This window comes from Arthrobacter sp. PTI12, from assembly GCF_056679915.1.
Window position 1 is genome coordinate 2,826,294 of the sequence record NZ_CM155256.1, and the last position, 23,873, is coordinate 2,850,166.

The window sequence follows — 23,873 nt, forward strand, 5'->3', positions numbered from 1 at the left end:
GGCTGGCAGCTACGCAGGCTGCCGCGAGAACTCTCCCGCCTCGCGGATCTGCTCGGCCGATGGACGCACGCCGGTGTAGAGGACAAACTGTTCGGCCGCCTGCAGTGCAATCACCTCGGCTCCCGTGAGCACGGGCTTGCCTGCGCGCCGGGCCGCCTGGATGAGCGGCGTCTCCGAGGGCAACGCAACGACGTCGAACACCAGCGACGCTGCCGCAATAGCGTCGTCGCTGAAGGACTGGACCTCCTCGTCCTGCCCCGCCATGCCGAGCGGTGTCACATTGATGAGCAGGTCCGCGGTGGAGTTTCCCGGCTCGGCCTGCCACTGGAACCCGTACAACCCTGCCAGGCGTCTGCCGGCCTCCTCGTTCCGTGCAACAACCGTCACCCGGGTGAAGCCCGCGTCCCGTACGGCCGCGGCAACAGCCTTGGCCATTCCGCCGGAGCCGCGCAGCAGAACCGACGACGACGGCGTCACCTCCGAGCGCTGTTTGATCAGTTCCGCGACCGCAAGGTAATCGGTGTTGTAGGCGGTGAGGACGCCGTCGTCGTTCACGATGGTGTTTACCGAATCGATGGCCAGCGCGGAGGGATCCATGCGGTCCACCAGCTTGATGACGTCTTCCTTGAACGGCATAGACACGGCGCACCCGCGAATCCCCAGCGCGCGTACGCCGCCGATGGCTGCCGGAAGATCCGTGGTGGTGAACGCTTTGTAGATGTAGTTCAGGCCCAGCTGGTCATACAGCCAGTTGTGGAAGCGGGTTCCTAGATTGCTCGGCCGGGCGGCGAGGGAGATACACAGGACCATGTCTTTGTTCAGGATCGGCACCCGTCAATTATGCCGGTCGTTTCCTGAGGGTGGTCGCTTCACACGGCAGAACGGAACCTCTCCTGCACTACTATTGGGTCAGTTCTCACCCGCGATGGCGCGATACCGAGGCACACATTTCCAACAGTCCGGTACCGGTCAGGAGCAGCATTGAAGATTGATTTCGCGAAGTCCGAGCAATCGACCCTCGGCGTTGAGTGGGAGCTCGCCCTGGTCGACCGTTACAACGGTGACCTGGTCTCTGTGGCCAAAGAGGTACTTCGCGGAGTCAACGAACAGCATCCCGAGCTGCAGGCCGATGACGAGCATCCCCACATCAAGCAGGAACTCCTCCTCAACACTGTGGAGATTGTGACGGGCATCTGCCATACCGTCGCTGAAGCCAAAGAAGACCTGAGCCGGTCGCTCGCCGCGGTGCGCGAGGTGACGGACCCGATGGGCGTAGAGCTGTTCTCCGCCGGGTCCCATCCGTTCAGTGCACCGCGCTCCCAGCCGGTCACGGACAAGGACCGTTACTTCAAGCTGATCGACCGCACGCAGTGGTGGGGCCAGCAGATGGTGATCTACGGCGTCCATGTGCACGTGGGTCTTGATTCCCGGGACAAGGCGCTTCCGGTGGTTGACGGGCTGGTGAACTACTTCCCGCATTTCCAGGCGATTTCAGCGTCGTCGCCGTTCTGGGGAGGCGAAGATACCGGGTACGCGTCCCAGCGCGCGCTGATGTTTCAGCAGCTTCCCACCGCCGGCCTGCCGTTCCAGTTCCCCAGGTGGGCGGAGTATGAGTCCTATGTGCAGGACATGTTCACCACCGGTGTGATCGATACGGTGAGCGAAATCCGCTGGGACATTCGCCCGGTCGGAAACCTTGGAACCGTTGAAATGCGCGTGTGCGACGGGCTCTCGACACTCGAGGACGTCGGCGCGGTGGCTGCGCTGACCCAGTGCCTCGTGGACGACTTCTCAACCACCCTCGACAACGGCGGCTCGATCCCCACCATGCCGCCCTGGCATGTGCAGGAGAACAAGTGGCGCGCCGCCCGTTACGGGTTGGAAGCGATCATCATTCTGGACGCCGCCGGCAACGAGCGCCTGGTCACCGAGCATCTGATGGACGAGCTGAACCGGCTCGAGCCCGTCGCGGCGAAGCTTGGTTGCAGCCAGGAGCTCGCCGACGTTGAGAAAATCCTGCAGCGCGGCGCGGGTTACCAGCGCCAGCGCCGCATCGCCGCCGAGAACAATGGCGACCTGAGCGCCGTCGTACTGGATATGGTGCGCCAGCTCCGCGCCTAACCGTCCCCCGCGCTGAATTCGCAGGACACACCCCTTTTGCGCGTCCTTTAGGTGCGTGTCCTGACAACTCGACGCCAGGTTGTGCGCGAACTCAGGCGTTGACGGCCGGCTGCCAGCCGGCGTCGCGGCCCATCCGAGCCAGAAGCCTTGTTGCCCGATCCGCATCTGCCCGGGCAGGAAGCGCCGGCCGGCAAATCCCTTCCATGTAGAGGTTCTCGCCGAATCCCTCGAGCGACTTCTCAATGAGGTCAAGCTCTGATTCGTTGAACTTGGTGTCCCTGCCGGCGCCGCGGGCAATATCCCAGCGATGCACCAGCAGGTCGAACCCGTAGAAGGTTGCGAGCGTAGCGCCGACCGTCGTCGGCCCGAAAAACCCGTCGAACGACGTTTCCGCGAGCTCGGCGGTGTCGAGGACGTGCTGAACCCGCGACGCATGAGTCTTCCACGCGCCCGCCGGGTCCTGCGCCGTGTCCGGCCTGGAGCCCGTGTCAATGTCATGCTCGCTCAGGAAATCGCGTTCAGTGTCGATCAGGTGGTCAAGGACATCGCGGACTGTCCAGCCGGCACACGGCGACGGGGCATTCCAGTCCTCCACAGTCTCGAGGATCTCGGTCAAGCGGGCATTCTCAGTCCTAAACAGCTCCGAGTAGGTAGTCATCGCACTACCGTAAACCGCAGGCCACCCGAGCGACAGCCCCCCGCGAATTCACAGGACACTCCCCTTTCGCGCGTCCTTTGGGGGCGTGTCCTGACAAATGAACGCGAAGGGTTAGAGGTGAACCGTACTCACCGGCATTGAGGAATCAGTACCGAAGCCGATCCCGCTGGGCTCGCCGCCGTCCATGATGATGCGCGCGGCAAGAGCCGCCACCATGGCGCCGTTGTCAGTGCATAACGACGACGGCGGAATAGTGAGCGTGATCCCCGCCGCCTCACAGCGTTCCCGGGTCAGCTGACGGAGCCGCGAGTTCGACGCCACTCCCCCGCCCAGCAGCAGCGACGTGATGCCGTTCTCGGTACAGGCCAGCACCGCCTTCGACGTGATGATGTCCACCACAGCTTCCTGAAAGGACGCCGCGACGTCCGCGACCGGCACCTCGACACCGCGCGCCTCGCAGTCCTCGACGAACCGTGCTACGGCGGTCTTCAGTCCGCTGAACGACCAGTCATACCGGTGCGGGCCGGGTTGCTCAGCGGTCCCCAGGTACTTGGGCTGGCTCAGCCCGCGCGGAAATCTCACTGCAGCAGGATTGCCCTGCGCGGCAATCCGGTCAATCGCCGGACCCCCCGGATACCCGAGACCGAGGATGCGCGCCACCTTGTCGTACGCCTCACCGGCGGCGTCGTCGATCGTGGAACCCAGGAGCTCGACGTCGGAGGCTAGGTTACGTACGCGCAGTATCTCCGTGTGCCCGCCGGATACCAGCAGTGCCCCAAGGTTCTCGGGCAGTTCGCCGGAGTCGAGCAGCCCTACCCCGACGTGTGCCACCAGGTGGTTCACCGCGTAAAGCGGTTTGCCCGTCGCCACTGAAAGCGCCTTCGCGGCCGCCACGCCGACCATCAGCGCTCCGGACAGCCCGGGGCCAGAGGTGACGGCGAGCGCATCGATGTCCGCCAGCTGCACCCCGGCGTCATCGAGCGCCTGCTGAAGCGTGGGCACCATCGCGTCAAGGTGTGCCCGGGAAGCGATCTCGGGAATGACACCGCCGAATCGCACGTGCTCGTCCATGGAGGATGACACGGCGTTGGTCAGCAGGGTGGTTCCGCGCACGATTCCGACGCCGGTCTCGTCACAGGAGGACTCGATCCCCAGCACCAGGGGTTCAGACCGGTTCATGATCACCTTTCGCTGCGCCGGAGGAGTCGAAGATCAGCCGCATGACGTGCGCATTCACACCATCGCGGTAATACCGTCGCCGAGTGTGGATGTGCTCGAAACCGAACAGCTCATACAGCCGGCGCGCCCGCGGGTTGTCCTCGCGGACTTCGAGCAGGGTTTCCGCTGCACCGCGCCGCCGCGCTTCCTTGAGCATGCTGGTCAGCATTGCCGTGCCGATTCCCCGGCCCTCATACTCCGGCAGCACACCGATGGTCTGGATGTCCGCGGTCCTACCGACCACCATGACGCCGCAGTAGCCAATGAGCTCCCCATCAACTTCGGCAATCAGGTACTCCCGCGTCTCGGTCTGGGCGAACTCGTCGAAGAACAGTTCCAGCGGCCAGGCATCAATCGGAAAAAGCTTCTGCTCCAGCATGCCGACCGCGGGGATGTCCTGCAGCCGCATGGGCCGAAGAGTAAACGTCACAGCAGCGCCTTCTTCCGCGGGCCCGGCACCTTGGCATCCGACTCCCGCAGGTACAGCGGAGTAGTCGGGCGCAGGGTCCCACCCCTGGCGAGGGTATGCTCCGCGACCAAAGCCAGCGCCGCGGCGTCGGGCGTGAGTTCGGTTGCAGCGGCTGAACCGGTCAGCCGCTCAGCATAGAGGCCGGCACCGCGGCCATACACCGGCAGGTTCGGAACATCTTCCGCGGGGCCCACATGCGGACCGTCCACGAGGACCGGCAACGGAGATTCCGCCCGGTAGCGCGCCCAGTACACTTCCTTTCGCCGGGCATCGGTGGCCACCGCGAACTCGCCCCCGGCGTGCCCGGCGTCGAGCGCCACCGCGTCCAGGCTCATCACTCCGTGCAGCGGCACGCTCCATACAAAGGACAGCATCCGTGCCGTCGCGATGCCGGCACGCAGCCCAGTGAACGGGCCGGGACCGACGCCCACCACGATCGCATCGAGTTCCGTTCCGCGCACTGCTGCGTCTGCCAACAATTGCTCGACGGCGGGAGCCAGCACTTCAGCGTGTGAGCGCGTGTCGGTTGAGGCGAACCGCTGGAGAACGACGCCGTTGCGCACCAGCCCAGCGCTGGCGGCGGCGGACGTGTCAAGGGACAAAATCAGCACGTTAGACCAGCGCTCCCAGCTGTTGGTCCACCCAGCGCGGACCGAAGGCTTGGATGCGCACCTGGCGCGGTTCGTCGTCGTCGTCATCGGTTGGTGCCGCCTGCCCCGCGGGCGAACCGGCAGCAGGAGAGGCGGCGGGACGCACCAGCGTGATGTGCAGCCAACTCTCAGCCAGGTGCTCCACCCGGCCGGATCCCCATTCCACCACTGTGACGGAACTGTCCAGCGTCGATTCAAGGTCGAGGTCGTCTATTTCTGAGTCTGACTCGAGCCGGTAGGCATCGACGTGGACCAGCGCGGGCCCGTCGGCGAGCGAGGGATGATTCCGGACCAGCACAAAGGTGGGAGAAATGATGCCTTCCCGCACGCCGAGCCCGCGGCCCAGTCCCTGCGTGAAGGTGGTTTTGCCCGCTCCGAGCTCGCCGGTGAGGATGAGAAGGTCACCGGCGGCGAGCCGGCTTCCAATGCTTGTGGCCGCGCCCTGCAACTCCTCGACGGATGCTACGGAAAATTCCTGCGACCAGACAAGACCGGTCACTGGTCAGCCTCCGCGTCAATAGCCTCTGAATCGACATACCGGCGGGTCACGCGGGGGCTGATGCGGGTGACAATCTCGTAGTTGATTGAGCCGCTTGCCCGGGCCCAGTCATCGGCTGTGGGCGTGCCGCCGCCCGCTCCGAAGAGAACCGCCTCCTGGCCCAGTGGACTGTCCTCCGAGTCCGCGATCCCGGTCTCCTCGAAATCGATGACGAACTGGTCCATGGCGATCCTGCCCACTACCGGGTAGAAGCGGCCGCCGACCGAGACAGGGGCACCGGTTGCTACTCGTGGCACGCCGTCGCCGTAGCCCACCGGCACGAGCCCCAACGTGGTTCGCTTGTCCGTGCGGTAGGCCAGTCCGTAGGAGACACCGTGGCCTTCCGGCACTTCCTTGCAATTGGCGATGGTGGTCCGGAAGCTCATGACCGGGCGGAGCCCGAGCTCCTCCGAGGACTGCCCGTCAAACGGCGAGAGCCCATAGATTCCAAGGCCCACCCGTACAAGGTCGAAATGCGCGTCCGGCCGGGAGAGCGTGCCGGGGGTATTGGCCAGGTGGCGTACCTCAAGGTCAACTCCTGCGTCCTCGGCGACTGCGACAGCCTCCCGGAAGCGGTCAATCTGCTCGTCGGTTTCTTCGCGGTCGGGTTCATCCGCGACGGCGAGGTGGGAGAAGACTCCGACCACCCTCAGCAGCCCGTCCTCCTGGTGCTCCAGCGCCCGGCCCAGGAGTGCTTCCCACTGCTCCGGCGGGCAACCGTTCCGGCCCAGGCCGGTATCGATCTTGAGGTGCACGCGCGCGGGACGCTCGATCCTGCGTGCTTCCGCGACGACGTGAGCCAGCTCCCAACCCGAAATGCCGAGGTCCACACCCAGCTCGATGGCAGCGGCGAAATCACTGGACTCAGTGTGCAGCCAGGCGAGGATCGGTGCTTCAATGCCGGCGCGGCGCAGTTCAACGGCTTCGGCGATGTGGGCAACGCCCAACCACCTTGCGCCCGCCTCCAGCGCCGCCATCGCCACCGGAACAGCGCCGTGTCCGTAGCCGTCCGCCTTCACTACGGCCATGACGCGTGCCGGGCTCGCTATCTCGGCGATGTGGCGAACGTTGTGCCGCAGCGCGGCGAGGTCAATGTCCACACGCCGTTCCGGTACTGGTCCTGCTGAAAAACTCACAGGTCCATTCTGTCAGTTCCGGGCGGACCGCCGGGAATCCGGCTGCACCGCGCGCTGTGCACCCTTGCGTTCAACTTTCAGGGCGCGACAGGATGGACCATGACCTTCTCACCGAAAACGGCAATAGTCACCGGGTCTGATTCCGGCATCGGACACGCTACCGCGGTAGCACTCGCAGAAGCGGGATGCGACATCGGCGTCACCTGGCATTCGGACCAAGAGGGGGCTGAGGAGACAGCCCGCCAGGTGCGGGCTCAAGGCCGAAAAGCGGCCGTCGCGCAACTCGACACCACCGACATCCCAGCGTGCGGCGACGTCATCGACCGGCTGGCTGACGAGCTGGGCGGCGTGGACGTCTTCGTCAACAACGCCGGAACCGGTGACGGAACTCCGTTCCTGGATCTGGACCTGGATACGTGGCGCACCACCGTGGGGGCGAACCTGGACGGCGCTTTTGTCTGCATCCAGCGCGCGGCGAAGCACATGGTCAGTGCGGGAAAAGGTGGACGGATCATCGCTGTGACGAGCGTGCACCAGGAACAGCCCCGGGTGGGTGCAGCGGCCTACGACGCATCGAAGCACGGCTTGGGCGGCCTGATCCGCACCATTGCGCTTGAGCTCAGCGACCGCGGAATCACGGCAAACACGGTTCTCCCCGGCGAGATCGCTACTCCCATGACGCACGAGGAAAACGAGGACCCGCACGAGATCAGCCGTCCCGGCATACCCCTGGGGCGCCCTGGCGATGCCCGGGAAATCGCCGCCGTCATCGCATTCCTTGCCTCGCCCGCAAGCAGCTACGTCACCGGCGCATCGTGGGCTGTGGACGGCGGGATGCTACAGATGGGGCCACAGGCGGGATCCCATATCACCAGTGACGACTGGCGAACGGTCTGATTGGAAGCCCCCTTACGCGTCCGATTGCGTCGCAATGGTGGCGCTCGCGCGCCGCACCGCTGACGGAGGAACGTTCGACACGATGTCCTCCAGGAAGGCGTAGCGCCGCAGCCATTGCTTCCGCACGCCATCGCGCTCGGCACTCACCCGCCGCCACCAGTCGGCGATGTCTCCCCAACCGGGTGCTGCGAGGGAACCGCCCACCTCCTGAACCGACAGCGAAGCGCACAGGTTGGCGAACGCCAGCCGGTCCGCAAGCGGCCACCCCGCCAGATCACCCATCACGAAAGCCGCGCCGAAACAGTCACCGGCGCCCGTGGGATCGTAGGCATTCACCGGCAGCGCGGGCACCCATTCCTCCTCCCCGGTCAGGGAGTCGACGGCGATGGCACCCTGCTGCCCGACCGTCACTACTGCCACCGGCACCCGATCGGCGAGCGCATACAGGGCCGCCCACGGGTCTCTGGTCCGGGTGTAGGCCATGGCCTCGGTCTCGTTGGGCAGGAAAGCGTGGAAAAACTGCAGCGAATCGAGCGCCTCCGAAGACCAGGTTCCGCTTGGGTCCCAACCGACGTCGCCGAAGAGCCGCATGCCTTGGGCGTGTGCTGCGGGCACCCAAGGTTCCACCTCCGGACCGACCTCCGCAATGGCCGCCCGGCAGCGCGGCAGGTCCGCGATAAGTGCGGAGGCCGAGAGCGGCGAGGGATGTCCGTGCGTCACCATCGACCTGTCCCTGTCGACCGAGAGCGAGACCGTCACCGGCGAATGCCATTGCTCAAAGGTGCGTGACCGGGACAGGTCAACGTGCTCCTGCCCCTCGAGGATGCTGCGGTTGAAGGCGCCGTAGCCGTCGTCGCCGAATGCGGCCGCCAGGGTGGTGCGCAGGCCCAATCTGCTTGCCGCGATGGCCTGGTTCGCCACCCCGCCCGGGCACGAGCCCATCCCCTCGGCCCAGGCTTCAGTTCCGGGTGTGGGCAGCGCTTCGAGGCCGGTGAAGATAATGTCGAAGAACACCGAGCCGGTCAGCAGGAGGTCGAATTCCGGATCGTTCCCGGTCCGAGCGGAGGCAAGCGGATCAAAGCGGTTGGGTGCGGCCATGTAGGGCACATTACTCTGCGCTCAGGCGACAGGAAGGATCACCACATGCATGCCATCAGACTGGCTATCATCGGCGGCGGCGGGTTTCGAGTGCCCCTCATCTACCGTGCGCTCTGCTCGGGAGCCTTTGCCGGATTGGTCCACGAAGTCCGCCTGTACGACGCCGATCCCTCCCGCGCAGCGGCCGTCGCCCGTGTGGCACACGACATGCCCCTACCGGACGGCGCGCAGCCACCCCGTCTCACCGTGAGCGACCGGTTGGAGGACGCGTTGGCGGGTGCCGATGCCGTCTTCGTTGCCATCCGTCCCGGCGGTGCTCCCGGGCGCGTGCTGGACGAGCGGGTAGCGATCGCCGAAGGGCTGTTGGGACAGGAAACGGTGGGCGCCGGCGGGCTGTCCTATGCGCTGCGGTCGGTTCCGGAAATGCTCTTGGTCGCGGAAGCGATCGTCGCGGTGTGCCCGGATGCATGGGTCATTAACTTCACCAATCCTGCCGGAATCATCACCGAGGCTCTGCAGCCGCTCCTCGGCGAACGCGTCATCGGGATCTGCGACTCCGCGTCCGGGCTGGTGCGTAGGGCGTCTCTTGCGGCCGGCGTGCCGTTGCCCCCCGGTGTCCTGACCGGCGTCGACTACGTGGGTCTGAACCATTTGGGATGGTTGCGGGCGTTAGATTACGACGGCGATGACCTCCTGCCCGCCCTGCTGGCCGACCCTGCCCGGTTGGCTTCGTTCGAGGAAGGCCGGGTGTTCGGTCCGCAGTTCCTGCACATGCTCGGTGCGCTCCCAAACGAGTATCTCTTCTACTACTACTTCCACGCGGAGACCCGGCGGTCCGTTGCAGCCGCTGCCGAAACCCGGGGGGAATCGCTGGTTCGGCAGCAGGAGGGTCTGTACCCGGAGCTGCTCGTGACCGATACGCCGTTCGCCGTCTGGGAAGCAGCCCGGCGTTTCCGGGAAGAGGGGTACCTTGCCGAAGCCCGTACGGAGGAGGAATCCCGCGATGAAGCGGACCTGGCGGGCGGTGGATACGAGCAGGTCGCCCTGACGGTAATGCGTGCACTGGTGCGGGACGAGGCTGCTGAGCTCATCCTCAACATCCGCAACGGGCACACAATCTCCCAACTGCCCGCAGGTGCCGTGGTGGAGATCCCGGCCCGCGTCACCGGCCGCGGCGTCGAGGCTCTGCCGGTGGGCACGCCGACGCCGCACCAGCTCGGCCTCATGGCACAGGTCAAAGGAGTCGAGCAGGACGTGATCGCCGCCGTCGTGCAGGGGGACCGCTCACTGGCGCGGCGGGCTTTCGCACTGCATCCGTTGATCGACTCCGCGCATACCGCGCAGCGGCTACTTAGAGGGTACGAGAAGGCATTCCCGGGGTTGCGGGATCTCTGGCGGTAATTCCGGGAGCCCACTAAATCCCTGGAGCCCTAGTGGGTGAGGTACCGACTGTGTGATGCCTGACGCTATCTTTGATCACCCACGGGTTGCCCGCGTGTATGACCCTCTTGATCCCGACCGCAGCGATCTGGACACCTATGTGGACCTTGTGGACGAGTTCGGCTCGTCAGCGGTTCTCGACGTCGGTTGCGGTACAGGGACCTTGTGCTCCCGGCTGGTAACAGAGCGGAGTCTCCAGGTGTTCGGGGTCGACCCTGCCGGGGCCTCGGTGGATGTCGCCCGGACCAAACCGGGGGCAGACCGGGTGACATGGCTGGTGGGAACCGCGGTGGATGTTGCCGCAGATTCCTCCCAGGAGGGGCAGTACGACCTGGCGACAATGACTGCCAATGTCGCGCAGGTCTTTCTTGATGACGGGGAATGGCTTGCCAGGGAGAGGGACCGGTCGAGGACTGGGTTCAGGTAACCCAGGTTGATGGGGAGTTCGTTACGTTCGAATCCCCGACCATTTTCCACGCTGATGGTGAGCGCATCGACTCCATGTCCACTCTGCGATTCCGCTCCCAAGAGGCGCTTTGCCTGTCCCTGGCTAAAGCAGGTTTCACCAGTACCGAAGTGCGTGACCTGCCCTATGCACCGGGCCGTGGCTGGCTCATAGTCGCCCGCGTCTGAGAGCCAGCGCGAACGGGGGGGCGCCGCTACCGGCAGGCTGACGCTGAGTAGTTGTTGTTACGCCTCGAGCGCTTTGGCCCACAGGTTGATGTCCGACTCCACGGCGAACTCGTCGATCGCGTGCAGCTCGCTCTCGCTGAAGTCGAGGTTATTGATGGCGCCCACGCTGTCCTCGAGCTGCTTCACGCTCGACGCTCCGATCAGCGACGACGTGATGGGCGAACCCTTGCCCTGCGGACGCAGAATCCAGGCGATGGCCATCTGGGCCAGCGTCTGCCCACGGGACTCCGCAATGCCGTTCAGTCCGCGGACCCGCCGCAGATTGTCCTCGGACAGGTGATCCTCGGACAACGACTTGTTCAACGCCGCACGGGACCCCTCAGGCACTCCGTTGAGGTACTTGCTGGTCAGCAGGCCCTGCGCCAACGGGGAGAACGCAATCGAACCGGCGCCAACCTGCTCAAGGACCTCGGGCAGGTTCGGCTCGCCGTTCTCCACCCAGCGGTTCAGCATGGAGTACGAGGGCTGGTGGATCAGCAGCGGCGTGCCGAGATCGCGCAGGATCGCCGCTGCCTCAGCGGTCCGCTCCGGGGAGTACGAGGAGATGCCGGCGTAGAGCGCCCGCCCGGACCGCACTGCGGTGTCCAGCGCACCCATGGTCTCTTCCAGCGGAGTCTCCGGATCGGGCCTGTGGCTGTAGAAGATGTCGACGTAGTCCAGTCCCATCCGGTTCAGGGACTGGTCGAGGCTCGCCAGCAGGTACTTCCGTGATCCGAAGTTGCCGTACGGGCCTGGCCACATGTCGTAACCAGCCTTGCTCGAAATGACGAGCTCATCCCGGAAAGGCCGGAAGTCATCCTTGAGGTGCCTGCCGAAGTTGGTCTCCGCCGAGCCATAGGGAGGACCGTAATTGTTTGCAAGGTCGAAGTGGTTGACGCCAAGATCGAACGCACGCCGCAGAATATCCCGCTGCACATCAAACGGCTTGTCATCGCCGAAGTTGTGCCAGAGCCCTAGCGAGACGGCCGGCAGGTGCAACCCGCTGCGGCCCACTCGTCGGTACGGCATGGTGTCATAGCGGTTGTCCGCGGGGTGAAAGGTCATGAATTCATCCTAGGTCGCTAGTGGGCCCGGCCTCGAACCACTGATCAGGCAGGAGCGCCCGTAACTGCGACACCGCGGTATGCACCGGCGCTGCCCCCGCCACAAATCCGTCCGGACGCACGAGGTAACACAGCCCCTCCTGAAGCCCCTTGCCGGCCGTCGCGGGAAATGAGTGAACCGGCACTTTCAAACCATGCCCGACGGCGGCAGCCACCTCCGAATCCACCTCACCGTAGGTGTGGACCTGCCAGGCCGCTGAGCGCAGTGCCTCGAAATTCGACCCGGTCCACGGCAGTCTCCGGCCGATCACCCGGCCCCGGCGTCCAGGAGAGGAGCCGTCCATCCAGTAGTGGATGCGGATCTGGGACAGGTAACCGAAGAGCCTGGGCGCGATGGGCAAGTGCGGAAGAAGCCGGATGGCCACAGGGGCGACGAGCCGCGGAGCGATGCGCCGGATGGTGCGGGCCACCCGGTGGTCGGAGGTCACCAGGCCGAACACCCAGTCGGTGCTGTTGACCAGGCGCAGCGCCACCGGTCGCCGCTCAACCTCGTACCGGTCGAGCAGGGACTCCGAGGCACGCCCCTGAATCACATCCGCCAGCTTGAACGCCAGATTGTGCGCATCCTGCAGCCCGGTGTTCATTCCCTGCGCGCCGACTGGTGAATGGACATGCCCGGCATCCCCTGCAAGGAAGAGCGGACCTTCCCGGAAGCGGGCTGCGACGCGATGGTGGATGCGGTATGTGGAGAACCAGTGAGACTCCCCGTAGAAGACGCCGAACACCTTTTCCAGGCGCTGACGCGCCAGCGACTCGGGAACATCCTCACCGCCGGCGGTCCTCAACACCCCGAGCAGCCGGTGATGGCCGCCGGGGCCCATGGGGAAGCCGAGCAGGAATTCCTCGGCCCCGAAGCGCAGGTTCACACTGTCCTCGGCGACACCCAAGACAGCATTGACATCCGCCACGTAGAACGTGTGCTCGTTGGTCTGGCCCTCAAACGGAATTCCCGCAAGCTTCCGGATCGCCGATGAACCGCCATCCGCCCCGACGCAGAACCGCGCCCGGACGCGCAGGGACCCGGCGGGCCCGCTGCATTCCGCGGTCACACCGCCGGCGTCGGAGGTCAGGCTGACCAGCGGGAGCTGCCACTCGACAGATCCACCCAGTTCCGTCAGGCGGTCGAGCAGGATGCGTTCATTCCTGCTCTGTTCCAGGATGTGGAGCCCGGGATAGGGCGTCAGCCCGGCGCCGAACCTGCCGATCGGTACGGCGCCGAAGGAACGGTTCTCATAGCCCGGACGGATCTTTACCGCCGAGTACCCCTCGGCAAGCACACGGTCCACCACACCCAGCTGGTCATAAATTTCCATGCTGCGCGAATGGACACCAAGCGCCCGCGACTCCCGGGTGGGTCCGTTCTTGCCGTCCACGAGAACGGCATCGACACCGAGCCTGGCCAGCCAGGCGGCGAGCATCAGGCCGGTAGGTCCGGCTCCGACCACAAGCACCTCCGTGCTGAGCTCGCGCATGGTGGCCTTGCCTTTCCTAGACCTTCACGATTGCTGTTCCGTGCGCCGGAAGCGAGACGGTGCCGTCCCCCATCGATTCCCCGGGTTCGGTACTGAGCAGCACCTTCTTCGCGGCCACCGGAATCTCCCGCTCACTGTCCGCGAAATTCACGACGACGGCGGTGCCTCCCCGGTGGAGCACCAGCCAGCGCTGGTCCTCGTCGAAGCTGACCTTCACTGACGTGAAGTCAGGGTTGTGCAGGTCCTTGTTCTTCCGGCGCAGCGCGATCAGTTCACGGTAGATGTTCAGGAGGCGTGCCTGTTCCGGTCGCTCCTGCTCTGTCCAATTGAGCTTCGCGGAGACGAAGGTTTCGGGATCCTGAGGATTTGGCACGGTGTCCGGGTCCCAGCCCATCTTCTCGAACTCCCTCAGGCGTCCCTCCGCCGTCGCCTTTCCAAGCTCCGGCTCCGGGTGAGAGGTGAAGAACGGCCACGGCGTGAGTGCGCCGTATTCCTCCCCCATGAACAGCATCGGGGTGAAGGGCCCGGCGATGTTCAGTACTGCCGCCTGAGCCAGCTGGGCGGTGTTCAGCGAGGCGCTGATCCGGTCGCCTGCCGCGCGGTTGCCGATCTGGTCGTGGTTCTGGGTACAGACCACGAGCTGGTGCAGGCTGTGCCTGGCCGGGTCAATGGGACGCCCATGCGAACGCTCACGGAAGGAAGACCAGGTTCCGTTGTGGTAGAAGCCTTCCGTGTAGACCTTCGCCAGCGCACCGATCGAGTCGAAGTCCTCGTAATAGCCCACTGTCTCGCCCGTGACGTTGACATGCGCCGCGTGGTGGAAGTCATCGCTCCATTGGCCGGCCAGGCCGTATCCACCGACGCTGCGCGGTGCAATAAGCCTCGCATTGTTGAGGTCCGACTCCGCCACGAGGAACAACGGCTTGCCGAGCTCCGCGGCGCACCGGTCCGTTTCCACCGCGAATTCCTCGAGGATGTGGATGGCGCGCTCGTCATGCAGGGCGTGCACGGCATCGAGACGCAGCCCGTCGACGTGATAGTCGCGGAACCACATCAGCAGGTTCTCGACTACATACCGGCGGACCTCATCGGACAGTGGGCCGTCCAGGTTCAGGGACTCGCCCCACGTGTTGGACTTGCCCTCGGTCAGGTACGGAGCGAACAGGCCCAGGTAGTTGCCGCTGGGGCCGAGGTGGTTGTACACAACGTCCTGGATGACGCCGAGCCCGCGCTGGTGCGCGGCGTCGACAAACCGTTGGTAAGCCTCAGGCCCGCCATAGGTTTCCTGCACCGCGTACCAAAGCACGCCGTCGTAACCCCAGTTATGCGTGCCGTTGAAGGCATTGACGGGCAGCAACTCGACGTACTGCACGCCGAGGCCCGCCAGGTAATCGAGTTTCCCGATGGCAGCGTCCAGCGTGCCTTCGGGGGTGAACGTCCCGATGTGCATCTCATAGATGACGTTCCCGTCCAGCCCAGGTGATGCCCAACTGCTGTCGCCCCAGGAGTAGGCACCGGCGTCGAACGTTCGGGAGAGCTTGTGTACTCCTTCCGGCTGTCGCCGGGACCGGGGGTCGGGGACCGGCTGATCAGCGCCGTCGATCAGGTAACCGTAGTCCACCTCACCGCTGGCCGGAGCTTCCGGGGCCTCCCACCAGCTGCCCTCGCGGGAAACCATGGGGTAGTTAGTGCCGTTTGCCACCAGCGTTACGGACTGCGCCTTCGGCGCCCAAACATCAAACCTTGAGCGTGCTGCGATCGTTGGATTAAAGGCAGTTTCCGAATTCATCGAGCTTCCTCCTTCACGAGAAGTGCCACTGGGTAGGTCTCAAACAGCCGTGCGGCGGGAACCGGCCCACCCTCGAAACCGGTGCCGGTAATTGCGCAGCTGTAGGTGCCTTCCGGGAGTACGACGGCGGTGTCCCGCCACCCGCCGGCCCGCTCCAGTCGCAGCGGAAGACGTGTAACGGCCGTGACTGCGCCCCCGCGATCGAAGGAGAAGGCGTGCTCGGCAGCAGATCCGTTGGACAGCACCGAACGATAACCGGAGAACAGTTCCGGCCGGTCCCGGCGCAACCGCAGGGCACGCGAGACGACGAGGAGCTTGGCCATACCGCCGTCGTCAATTTGCGGGAGCGCACCGAACGCGAGGTCCACGAGCCCCTGCTTGCGGGCCGCGAAGTCCACCGGACGCCGGTTGTCCGGGTCCACCAGGGAGGTCTCCCACAGTTCGGAGCCCTGGTAGACGTCCGGGACGCCCGGCATGGTGAGCTGCACGAGCTTGGCGCCCAGCGAGTTCGACCACCCCGGCGCAGCCGTCTTCTCCACCAGCGAGGCGATGAGGCCGTTCACCTCAGGGCGGTCGAAGGCTGCGTCGACGGCGTCGTGCATTTTCTCCTCGAACGCGGCATTGGGCGCCGTCCAGTGGGTGCTGGCATCGGCTTCCCGCGAGGCCTTCTCGACGTAGGCGTGGGCCCGCTCACGGCTCAGCGGCCAGGCTCCGATCAGGGCCTGCCACATCAGGGATGCGAAGGCTGTGTCACCGATCGGTGCCAGCCGGTTGAGCTGGTCGAGGGCCTCCGTCCACTCCCCTGCCAGCTCGGAAAGCACCGTGATGCGGGCCCGTGTGTCCTCACCGCGTTTGGTGTCATGTGTGCTGAGCGAGTTCATGGTCAGAGGGGAGAACTCCTGGCGCTCTAGCAGCGCGCGGTGCACCTCGTGAGTGTCCAGCGAGAAGATTGACGGATCTGCGCCAACCTCATTGAGCGAGGTCAGCCGGTTGAACCGGTAGAACGCGGTGTCTTCCACACCCTTGGCCATCACCATGCCCGAGGTCTGCTGGAACCGGACCGCCAGCTCCGTCAGTTCAGCTTTCGCGTCCGAGAGGTAAGGGTTCAGCAGGGGATGCAGTGCGTCAATGACGGGCCCGAGGTCCGGCCGGCGAACCTTGGCGTTCAGCACTGCATCGGCGAGGTGGTCCGCACCATCGGGCAGGTAGCTCCGGTAGACCGGGAAGCACGTCAGCAGTTCGGCAATCGCGTCGGCACTCTGTTCCGGATCAAGCTGTGCGGAACCGGGCACAAGCCGGGCAAGCCTGAGCACCTCGGAGCGCAGGATGCCGTCAGTGATGCCGCGCTTGGTGCCGTGGATCATGTGAACGAAGCGCTCGGTGGGCACGGCTGCGTCCAGCGCGGGCTGACCCGCAGGGTCGACGAAGAGCCGGTCCACCACCGCCAGTCCGTCATAACCGGTGGTTCCCTCGCAGGCCCAGCGTTCCGGCAGCTCCTCACCCGGCTCCAGGATCTTCTCGACGAGCGTGTACGCGCCGCCCGAAAGGTCCCGAAGCTTCTCGAGGTAGCCCGCCGGATCAGCGAGACCGTCCGGATGGTCGATCCGGACTCCGTCCACCAGTGACTCCGCGAACCAGCGGCGAACTTCCGAATGCGCCTCATCGAACACCCACGGCACCTCCACCCGGACCCCGGCAAGGGTGTTCACGCCGAAGAACCGGCGATAGTTCAGCTCGCTGTCCGCACGACGCCAGTTCACCAGCTCATAGTGCTGCCGTGCGTGGACCTGAGCACCGGTGTCACCGGGCTGCGCTGTCCCCTCGGCGATGGGGAACCGGTTCTCGTAGTAGTGCAGCTCGCCGTCGACGACCTTGAGCTGGTCTTCCTCGGTGTCGCTGTCTCCGAGCACCGGCACCCGGATCCGGCCGCCGCCGGCGTCCCAGTCAACGTCGAACGCCTCGGCGTAGCGGGAGTCCTTTCCCTTGGCCAGGAGGTCCCACCACCACGCGTTCTGCGCCGGGGTGGCAACGCCCACGTGGTTGGGCACGATGTCCACGAGGACACCGAGCCCAGCCTCGTGGGCCGTCCGGCACAGTGCGTCGAATGCTTCCGTGCCTCCCCGTTCCGGATCCACCGAGGTGGGATCGGTGACGTCGTACCCGTGGTCGGATCCCTGTTCCGCCGTGAGGACGGGTGAAAGATACACCCAGTCCACCCCGAGGTCTACAAGATAGGGCACGGTCTCCGCTGCGGCGGTCAGATCGAAGCTGGATCGAATCTGCAGCCGATAGGTGGACTTGGGTGTCAGCACGAATGCCTCCTCGGAGGTGTGGTAGTGCGGTTGGACAAGCCTTTACGGGGCGGTTGTCTTCCCGGTGTTCTCGTTTGCGAGGATTGCCAGTGACGCGGCAACCGAGTGGTCCAGATCTTCGGCTTCCTCATGGGCACGCAGGACGACCATGGACTTGGCCTCCACGGTCACCGTCCCTCCCGCGGGGATGGGCTCGGAGTCCGCGTACACGCCGGCGGTGTCGATGACCTCGTCCCACATGGGCCCGTACTCAGCCGAGGGAATCGTGAAGGTCACCGGTTCATCATTGGCGTTGAAGTACAGCAGGAAGTTCAGGTCAGTGATCCGCTGGCCACGCTGATCGCGCCCGTGAATTCCCTGCCCGTTGAGGAAGACGCCGATGGAGCGCCCAAATCCGGAGTCCCAGTCCTCGGGCGCCATGAGATCACCTGCGGTATCCAGCCAGACGATGTCCGGCAGGGCCTCGCCCTCGCCGCGGCGCACAGGACGTCCGTCGAAGAACCGACGGCGCCGGAACGTAGGATGCTCGGAACGGAGCCGGTTCACGGCGGCGGTGAATTCGAGCAGCGGCTGGTCCAGGTTGTCCCAGTGCACCCAGGACAGCTCCGAATCCTGGCAGTAGGTGTTGTTGTTGCCCTCCTGAGTGCGGCCGAGTTCATCGCCGTGGGAGATCATCGGTACACCCTGCGAGAGCAGGAGCGTGGCAATGAAGTTCCGCTGCTGGCGCGCGCGCAGGGACTGCACTACCGGATCATCCGAAGGCCCTTCCTCACCGCAGTTCCAGGAGCGGTTGTGGGACTCGCCGTCGTTGTTGTCCTCGCCGTTGGCCTCATTGTGCTTCTCGTTGTAGGAAACCAGGTCCCGCAGCGTGAAACCGTCATGGGCGGTGACGAAGTTGATGGAGGCCACCGGGCGGCGTGCCGAGTGCTCATACAGGTCTGCCGAGCCGGTCAGCCGTGAGGCAAACTCGCCGATGCTGGAGGGCTCGCCGCGCCAGAAGTCCCGCACGGTGTCCCGGTACTTGCCGTTCCATTCAGTCCACTGCGGCGGGAAGTTGCCCACCTGGTAGCCGCCGGGGCCAACGTCCCACGGCTCCGCGATGAGCTTGACCTGGGAGACGATCGGATCCTGCTGGACGAGTTCGAAGAACGTTGCGAGCCGGTCCACCTCGTAGAATTCGCGGGCAAGCGCTGAGGCCAGGTCGAAGCGGAAGCCGTCAACGTGCATCTCGGTCACCCAGTACCGCAGCGAGTCCATCAGCAACTGCAGGGCATGGGGGTGTCCTACGTTCAGTGAGTTGCCGGTTCCCGTGGTGTCCATGTAGTACTGCTTGTCATCCTCAACCAGGCGGTAGTACGCCGAGTTGTCGATGCCCCGCATCGACAGGGTGGGCCCCATGTGGTTTCCCTCGGCTGTGTGGTTGTAGACGACGTCGAGGATCACCTCGATACCGGCAAGGTGCAGTTCACGCACCATCGCCTTGAATTCCTGGACCTGCTCGCCCTCGTCCCCTGACGAACCGTACGCGTTATGCGGCGCGAAGAAGCCGATGGTGTTGTAGCCCCAGTAGTTGGAGAGGCCCTTTTCCTGCAGGGTGCTGTCATTGACGAACTGGTGCACGGGCATCAGCTCGATGGCCGTCACCCCCAGCTTCTGCAGGTGGGCGATGATCGCCGGATGCGCGATTGCGGCGTAGGTGCCGCGCTGCTCTTCGGGGATCTCCGGATGCAGCTGGGTAAGCCCCTTGACGTGCGCCTCGTAGATCACGGACTGGTGGTACGGGGTGCGCGGCATCCGGTCGCCGTCCCAGTTGAAGAACGGGTTGATGACCACGCCGAGCATCATGTGTGATGCCGAATCCTCGTCGTTATAGGAGGTCTCGTCACCGAAGTTGTAGCTGAACAACGCCTGGTCCCAGTCCATCTCGCCGTGGATGGCCTTGGCGTAGGGGTCGAGCAGCAACTTGTTGGGGTTGCAGCGGTGGCCCTCGGCTGGGTTGTAGGGGCCGTGGACGCGGTAACCATACTTCTGCCCCGGAGCAACCTGCGGCAGGTATCCGTGCCACACATACCCGTCCACTTCCTTCAGGGCCACGCGGGTTTCGGTGCCATCATCATGGATGAGGCAGAGTTCCACTTTCTCGGCAATCTCACTGTAGAGCGCGAAATTGGTCCCCGTGCCGTCATAGGTTGCCCCCAGCGGATAGGCATCTCCTGGCCACAGTTCCATATGTGCTCCTTGCTTGTTTGTGTCACCCGATGTGCTCGGGCCGTCTCCTGCATCTTTTCATAGCGCAGGGATCTGACATTTTGGTGAACGTAAGTTATTGGTCAGCGCGGGGCGGGTCCCGCAACAGCTCGTGGATAACCAGCCGGACATGGCGTGGCAGCTCACTCACCACAATCGGCCCGCGCTTCGCAGCGCGTTGACCGGCCAAACCATGCAGCATCGCAGCTGCTGCTGCAAGCGCTGCCCAGCGCGACGACGGCGGCAGCCCCAGCGATGCGCCGGCGTCGTCATGGTTCGTGTTGGTGGCAACCAGCGCGCCAAGGATCCCAGCGAGGGTATCGCCCGAGCCTGCTGTGGCGAGCCACGGCGTGGCGTTGGTCTGGCTGAAGACCGTGCCGTCCGGTGCTGCCACCACCGTGGTGTTGCCCTTCAGCAGGACGGTGGCGCCGGTTTCTTCCGCGGCGCGGAGGGCGAAGGCGACGGGCTCGGACTCGATGACGTCGCGTTCCACCGTATCGCCGCGCCGTTCGAACAGCGCCGCCAATTCCCCGGCGTGCGGGGTGAGGATAACCTGCGACCCGACCCTCTCCGGCAACAGCGGGAGGGCTCCGGCGTCCACCACGGTCGGAAGGCCCGAAGCGATCGCGTCGCGCGCCCGCTGCCGCTGGCCGGGATCCTCAGTAGCGCCCGGCCCCACGAGCCACGCCTGCACATGGGAGTCGGCGACCGCCCCCTGCGAGCACACCACCTCAGGATGGACGGTGTTGATGAGGGTGGTCACCGCGTCCGGGCCGAGGAAGCGAACCATTCCAACGCCGGTAGCCAGCGCAGCACCCGTGGCCAGGACGGCCGCACCCGGGTACATCCCCGAACCGGCTGCGATGCCGAGAACACCACGGCTGTACTTGTGGTCGGCCGGTTGCGGCTGGGAATAAAGGAGGTGGAATTCCGACGGCTCCAGCGAGTAGAGGCTGGGCTCGGCCAGCGTGTCGCCGAGGCCGATGTCGATGGTGGTGACGCGTCCCGCCAGCCGCGCCCCGGCACCAACCAGCAACCCGGACTTCAGGCCGCCGAAGGTCACCGTGAGATCGGCTGCCAATACTTCGCCGGAGGCAGCGCCGGTGTCTGCGTTGACTCCGCTCGGAACATCGCACGCCACAACCCGGCCGGAGGTTCTGCGAACATTGACCTTCGTGACCAGCTCGGCCGCCTCGCCGCGCAGTCCGCCGACTCCCCCAGTGCCGAGAATGCCGTCAAGAATGAGGTCGGCCGCGGTGACGCGCTCAGCGATGCGGTCGAGGTTCCCGGTGAGCCGTTCAACCCGCCCGCCCGCGGCGCGGAAGGCGGCCAGAGCATCGGTATGCACGCGATCCGAGGTGAGTACCGCCGTCGTCCCCGCTCCGCGCCGCTGCAGGCGGGCGCCGGCGTAGAGCGCGTCTCCGCCGTTGTTGCCGCTGCCAACCAGTACGACGACGGCGCGTCCGTAAGTGCCGCCCGTTGTGTGCAGCTCCCCAACGCAGGCCTGTGCGAGCCCGTACGCTGCACGCTGCATCAGCTCACCGCCGAGACCGGCCTCGAGCAGCGGGGATTCCGCTGCCCGGACCTGATTCCCGGTATAAGCACTAAGCATGCTTAGAATCCTACCGGGTGGCCCCCGGATATTCCCCCTCGGCAACCACCATGGCGGTTGCTACCCCGCCGTCGTGGCTGAGTGAGAGGTGCCAGCGGTTCACTCCGCGTGCATCCGCAACGGCCTGGACCGTCCCGGAAACCTGGACCGTGGGGCTGCCGTTGGCGTCGAGGCCTATCCAGCAGTCCTGCCAGTTCATGCCCGCCGGTGCTCCGAGCGCCTTGGCCACCGCTTCCTTCGCGGCGAAGCGGGCGGCCAGCGAGCGGGTGTTGAGCCCGCGCTCCGCCGCAACGAACAATCGCTCGCGCAACCCGGGTGTGCGCTCGACCTGGCGCTCGAACCGGGCTACGTCCACAACGTCTACGCCGATACCAATGATCATCGGCGCCTACTCGACCGTGACGGACTTGGCCAGGTTACGGGGCTGGTCAACGTCATAACCCTTGGCTGATGCCAGTTCAAGGGCGAAGATCTGCAGCGGAACCGTGGTGAGCAGGGGCGCCAGGAGCGTGGAGGTCTGCGGCACGTGGATGACGTGCTCGGAGAACGCTGCCACGGATTCGTCGCCCTCCTCGGCAATCACAATGGTGACCGCACCGCGGGCGCGAATCTCCTGGATGTTGGAGACCACCTTGGAGTGCAGGGAGTCGCGGCCGCGCGGGGACGGCAGCACGACGACGACAGGCTGGCCCTCCTCGATCAGCGCGATGGGGCCGTGCTTGAGCTCACCGGCAGCGAAACCCTCGGCGTGGATGTAAGCGAGTTCCTTGAGCTTGAGCGCGCCCTCCATGGCCACCGGGAACCCGACGTGGCGGCCCAGGAAGAGCACGGACTTGGCATCTGCCATGTCCCGGCCGAGCTTCTTGACGGCATCCGCGTTGTCGAGCACCTGCTGGATCTTGGCGGGCATCTCGTTGAGATCGCTCAGGACGGCGTTGATCTCGTCGCGGAACTTGTTGCCGCGCAGCTGGGCCAGGTAGAGGCCGAGCAGGTAGGCGGCGGTGATCTGCGCCAGGAAGGCCTTGGTGGATGCCACAGCGATTTCCGGCCCCGCGTGGGTGTACAGCACGGCGTCCGATTCACGCGGGATGGTGGACCCATTGGTATTGCAGATGGCAACCACCTTGGCGCCCTGTTCGCGGGCGTAGCGGACCGCCATGAGGGTGTCCATGGTCTCGCCGGACTGGGAGATGGCAACCACGAGGGTCTTCTCGTTGACAATCGGGTCCCGGTAGCGGAACTCGTGGGAGAGCTCCACCTCGGTGGGGATACGGCACCAGTGTTCAATGGCGTACTTGGCCACCGAGCCGGCGTAGGCGGAGGTTCCGCAGGCAAGGACAACAATTTTGTCCACCGAGCGCAGGATTGACTCGTCGATGCGGAGCTCGTCCAGCACCAGGTTTCCCTTGGCGTCGGTGCGGCCCAGCAGCGTCTGCCCAACGGCGTCGGGCTGGTCATTGATTTCCTTCTCCATGAAGGAGTCGTAGCCGCCCTTTTCCGCTGCGGCGGCGTCCCAGTCGACGTGGAATTCCTTACCCTCGGCGGGAGCGCCGAAGAAGTCGGTGATCGAAACCGCGTCCGGGGTGATGGTGACCACCTGGTCCTGGCCCAGCTCCACTGCGCGGCGGGTGAAGTCAATGAAGCCCGAGACGTCCGAGCCGAGGAAGTTCTCGCCCTCGCCCAGGCCCACAACCAGCGGCGAGTTGCGGCGAGAGGCCACAACGACGTCGGGGGCGTCCTGGTGGATGGCCAGCAGCGTGAAGGCGCCTTCGAGGCGCTGGCTGGCTTCCTGCATTGCCCGGGTCAGCGTGTCCTCGGAACCGGAACCGGAACCTGAACCGGCGTCGGCGTCCGCCAGGCGGCGGTAGATGCTGCCCAGCAGTACGGCGGCAACCTCGGTGTCGGTGTCGGAGATGAAGGTGGCACCGGCGTCGAGAAGCTCGGCCTTGAGTTCTGCGAAGTTTTCGATGATGCCGTTGTGGATCATCGCCAGCCGGCCGTCGTCGGCCAGGTGGGGGTGTGCGTTCTGGTCTGTCGGGCCGCCGTGGGTGGCCCAGCGGGTGTGGCCGATTCCCGTCAGTGAATCAGGAAGGGGCGCTTCCTGAAGCTCGGCAATAAGGTTGGTCAGCTTGCCGGATTTCTTGCGCGACTGGATGCCGGATTCCGTCAGGACTGCAACGCCCGCGGAATCATAGCCGCGGTATTCGAGCCGGCGCAGGCCCTCCATGACAACGTCAAGGGCGCCGTGACTGCCGTTTGAATCGACGTCCTCGAGTACCGCGCTGTTCAGTGATGCGCCGTTGTTCCGGCCTACGTATCCTACGATTCCACACATGGGCTTAAGCGTACCTGCCGAGCACTCCTTCCTTTGCGCCGCGAAGTTCAGGCGTGGTGCAGCTCACCGGAGAGGCCGCTATCCG

The 23,873-nt window shown here is 65.3% G+C and carries 20 protein-coding genes; 4 read left to right on the forward strand and 16 right to left on the reverse strand.

Going from position 1 to position 23,873, the window contains the following annotated elements; translation table 11 throughout:
* Nucleotides 1–9: 9 nt before the first annotated feature.
* Nucleotides 10–831 carry a shikimate 5-dehydrogenase gene (locus AC1MBU_RS13465; RefSeq protein ID WP_479787498.1) on the reverse strand — a complete coding sequence of 274 codons (822 nt, stop codon included), beginning with the start codon at nucleotides 829–831 and terminating at the stop codon, nucleotides 10–12.
* 150 nt (nucleotides 832–981) lie between these two features.
* Here AC1MBU_RS13465 and AC1MBU_RS13470 point away from each other — a divergent pair, with 150 nt between their 5' ends.
* A complete protein-coding gene (locus tag AC1MBU_RS13470; protein ID WP_479787501.1) occupies nucleotides 982–2,121 on the forward strand; it encodes a glutamate--cysteine ligase in 1,140 nt (379 codons plus the stop codon).
* 91 nt (nucleotides 2,122–2,212) lie between these two features.
* On the opposite strand, the gene AC1MBU_RS13475 is transcribed toward AC1MBU_RS13470, so the two are convergent.
* The 6 genes from AC1MBU_RS13475 to alr form a co-directional block, all read right to left on the reverse strand.
* Nucleotides 2,213–2,779, reverse strand: a complete 567-nt coding sequence (locus tag AC1MBU_RS13475) for a TIGR03086 family metal-binding protein (RefSeq protein ID WP_479787502.1) — start codon at nucleotides 2,777–2,779, stop codon at nucleotides 2,213–2,215.
* 111 nt (nucleotides 2,780–2,890) lie between these two features.
* Nucleotides 2,891–3,958, reverse strand: a complete 1,068-nt coding sequence (tsaD, locus tag AC1MBU_RS13480) for a tRNA (adenosine(37)-N6)-threonylcarbamoyltransferase complex transferase subunit TsaD (protein WP_479787503.1) — start codon at nucleotides 3,956–3,958, stop codon at nucleotides 2,891–2,893.
* On the reverse strand, nucleotides 3,945–4,406 hold the full coding sequence (gene rimI, locus AC1MBU_RS13485) for a ribosomal protein S18-alanine N-acetyltransferase (protein WP_277359180.1): 462 nt from the start codon (nucleotides 4,404–4,406) through the stop codon (nucleotides 3,945–3,947). The genes tsaD and rimI overlap by 14 nt, the downstream gene beginning before the upstream one ends.
* A gap of 17 nt (nucleotides 4,407–4,423) precedes the next feature.
* A complete protein-coding gene (gene tsaB / locus AC1MBU_RS13490; protein WP_277359179.1) occupies nucleotides 4,424–5,077 on the reverse strand; it encodes a tRNA (adenosine(37)-N6)-threonylcarbamoyltransferase complex dimerization subunit type 1 TsaB in 654 nt (217 codons plus the stop codon).
* 1 nt (nucleotide 5,078) lies between these two features.
* On the reverse strand, nucleotides 5,079–5,615 hold the full coding sequence (gene tsaE, locus AC1MBU_RS13495; RefSeq protein WP_479787506.1) for a tRNA (adenosine(37)-N6)-threonylcarbamoyltransferase complex ATPase subunit type 1 TsaE: 537 nt from the start codon (nucleotides 5,613–5,615) through the stop codon (nucleotides 5,079–5,081).
* Nucleotides 5,612–6,790: an alanine racemase gene (gene alr / locus AC1MBU_RS13500; RefSeq protein ID WP_479787509.1), complete on the reverse strand. Its 1,179-nt coding sequence runs from the start codon at nucleotides 6,788–6,790 to the stop codon at nucleotides 5,612–5,614. The genes tsaE and alr overlap by 4 nt, the downstream gene beginning before the upstream one ends.
* A 99-nt stretch (nucleotides 6,791–6,889) precedes the next feature.
* Here alr and AC1MBU_RS13505 point away from each other — a divergent pair, with 99 nt between their 5' ends.
* Nucleotides 6,890–7,687 (forward strand): SDR family oxidoreductase, encoded by a 798-nt coding sequence (locus tag AC1MBU_RS13505; protein ID WP_277359177.1) that lies wholly within the window; start codon nucleotides 6,890–6,892, stop codon nucleotides 7,685–7,687.
* Between the two features lie 12 nt (nucleotides 7,688–7,699).
* On the opposite strand, the gene AC1MBU_RS13510 is transcribed toward AC1MBU_RS13505, so the two are convergent.
* A complete protein-coding gene (locus AC1MBU_RS13510) occupies nucleotides 7,700–8,785 on the reverse strand; it encodes a PfkB family carbohydrate kinase (protein ID WP_479787512.1) in 1,086 nt (361 codons plus the stop codon).
* Between the two features lie 54 nt (nucleotides 8,786–8,839).
* Here AC1MBU_RS13510 and AC1MBU_RS13515 point away from each other — a divergent pair, with 54 nt between their 5' ends.
* A complete protein-coding gene (locus tag AC1MBU_RS13515; RefSeq protein WP_479789795.1) occupies nucleotides 8,840–10,186 on the forward strand; it encodes a family 4 glycosyl hydrolase in 1,347 nt (448 codons plus the stop codon).
* A gap of 55 nt (nucleotides 10,187–10,241) precedes the next feature.
* Nucleotides 10,242–10,652 (forward strand): class I SAM-dependent methyltransferase, encoded by a 411-nt coding sequence (locus AC1MBU_RS13520; protein WP_479787515.1) that lies wholly within the window; start codon nucleotides 10,242–10,244, stop codon nucleotides 10,650–10,652.
* Between the two features lie 263 nt (nucleotides 10,653–10,915).
* On the opposite strand, the gene mgrA is transcribed toward AC1MBU_RS13520, so the two are convergent.
* The 8 genes from mgrA to glmS all read right to left on the reverse strand — a co-directional run bounded on the left by mgrA (nucleotide 10,916) and on the right by glmS (nucleotide 23,788).
* Nucleotides 10,916–11,962 carry an L-glyceraldehyde 3-phosphate reductase gene (gene mgrA, locus AC1MBU_RS13525; protein WP_479787517.1) on the reverse strand — a complete coding sequence of 349 codons (1,047 nt, stop codon included), beginning with the start codon at nucleotides 11,960–11,962 and terminating at the stop codon, nucleotides 10,916–10,918.
* 4 nt (nucleotides 11,963–11,966) lie between these two features.
* Complete coding sequence (locus AC1MBU_RS13530) at nucleotides 11,967–13,493, reverse strand: FAD-dependent monooxygenase (protein WP_479787520.1); 1,527 nt, start codon at nucleotides 13,491–13,493, stop codon at nucleotides 11,967–11,969.
* Between the two features lie 16 nt (nucleotides 13,494–13,509).
* Nucleotides 13,510–15,282: a malto-oligosyltrehalose trehalohydrolase gene (treZ, locus tag AC1MBU_RS13535; protein WP_479787521.1), complete on the reverse strand. Its 1,773-nt coding sequence runs from the start codon at nucleotides 15,280–15,282 to the stop codon at nucleotides 13,510–13,512.
* Nucleotides 15,279–17,594: a malto-oligosyltrehalose synthase gene (treY, locus tag AC1MBU_RS13540; RefSeq protein WP_479787523.1), complete on the reverse strand. Its 2,316-nt coding sequence runs from the start codon at nucleotides 17,592–17,594 to the stop codon at nucleotides 15,279–15,281. The genes treZ and treY overlap by 4 nt, the downstream gene beginning before the upstream one ends.
* Before the next feature lie 42 nt (nucleotides 17,595–17,636).
* The gene (gene glgX / locus AC1MBU_RS13545) at nucleotides 17,637–19,823 is read right to left on the reverse strand and encodes a glycogen debranching protein GlgX (protein ID WP_277359170.1); all 2,187 of its coding nucleotides are present in this window, start codon (nucleotides 19,821–19,823) and stop codon (nucleotides 17,637–17,639) included.
* Nucleotides 19,824–19,917: 94 nt separating this feature from the next.
* Nucleotides 19,918–21,453 carry an NAD(P)H-hydrate epimerase gene (locus tag AC1MBU_RS13550; RefSeq protein WP_479787525.1) on the reverse strand — a complete coding sequence of 512 codons (1,536 nt, stop codon included), beginning with the start codon at nucleotides 21,451–21,453 and terminating at the stop codon, nucleotides 19,918–19,920.
* A 10-nt stretch (nucleotides 21,454–21,463) separates the two neighbouring features.
* A complete protein-coding gene (locus AC1MBU_RS13555) occupies nucleotides 21,464–21,835 on the reverse strand; it encodes a holo-ACP synthase (protein ID WP_277359686.1) in 372 nt (123 codons plus the stop codon).
* Between the two features lie 6 nt (nucleotides 21,836–21,841).
* The gene (glmS, locus tag AC1MBU_RS13560; protein ID WP_471671988.1) at nucleotides 21,842–23,788 is read right to left on the reverse strand and encodes a glutamine--fructose-6-phosphate transaminase (isomerizing); all 1,947 of its coding nucleotides are present in this window, start codon (nucleotides 23,786–23,788) and stop codon (nucleotides 21,842–21,844) included.
* Nucleotides 23,789–23,873 lie beyond the last annotated feature (85 nt).

Excerpts from the sequence above, each read along its gene's own strand:
- AC1MBU_RS13475 (WP_479787502.1), bottom strand. The coding sequence starts at position 2,779 with ATGACTACCTACTCGGAGCTGTTTAGGACTGAGAATGCCCGCTTGACC.
- tsaD (WP_479787503.1), bottom strand. The coding sequence starts at position 3,958 with ATGAACCGGTCTGAACCCCTGGTGCTGGGGATCGAGTCCTCCTGTGAC.
- rimI (WP_277359180.1), bottom strand. The coding sequence starts at position 4,406 with ATGCGGCTGCAGGACATCCCCGCGGTCGGCATGCTGGAGCAGAAGCTT.
- AC1MBU_RS13505 (WP_277359177.1), top strand. The coding sequence starts at position 6,890 with ATGACCTTCTCACCGAAAACGGCAATAGTCACCGGGTCTGATTCCGGC.
- AC1MBU_RS13510 (WP_479787512.1), bottom strand. The coding sequence starts at position 8,785 with ATGGCCGCACCCAACCGCTTTGATCCGCTTGCCTCCGCTCGGACCGGG.
- AC1MBU_RS13520 (WP_479787515.1), top strand. The coding sequence starts at position 10,242 with ATGCCTGACGCTATCTTTGATCACCCACGGGTTGCCCGCGTGTATGAC.
- mgrA (WP_479787517.1), bottom strand. The coding sequence starts at position 11,962 with ATGACCTTTCACCCCGCGGACAACCGCTATGACACCATGCCGTACCGA.
- AC1MBU_RS13530 (WP_479787520.1), bottom strand. The coding sequence starts at position 13,493 with ATGCGCGAGCTCAGCACGGAGGTGCTTGTGGTCGGAGCCGGACCTACC.
- treZ (WP_479787521.1), bottom strand. The coding sequence starts at position 15,282 with ATGAATTCGGAAACTGCCTTTAATCCAACGATCGCAGCACGCTCAAGG.
- glgX (WP_277359170.1), bottom strand. The coding sequence starts at position 19,823 with ATGGAACTGTGGCCAGGAGATGCCTATCCGCTGGGGGCAACCTATGAC.
- AC1MBU_RS13550 (WP_479787525.1), bottom strand. The coding sequence starts at position 21,453 with ATGCTTAGTGCTTATACCGGGAATCAGGTCCGGGCAGCGGAATCCCCG.
- AC1MBU_RS13555 (WP_277359686.1), bottom strand. The coding sequence starts at position 21,835 with ATGATCATTGGTATCGGCGTAGACGTTGTGGACGTAGCCCGGTTCGAG.
- glmS (WP_471671988.1), bottom strand. The coding sequence starts at position 23,788 with ATGTGTGGAATCGTAGGATACGTAGGCCGGAACAACGGCGCATCACTG.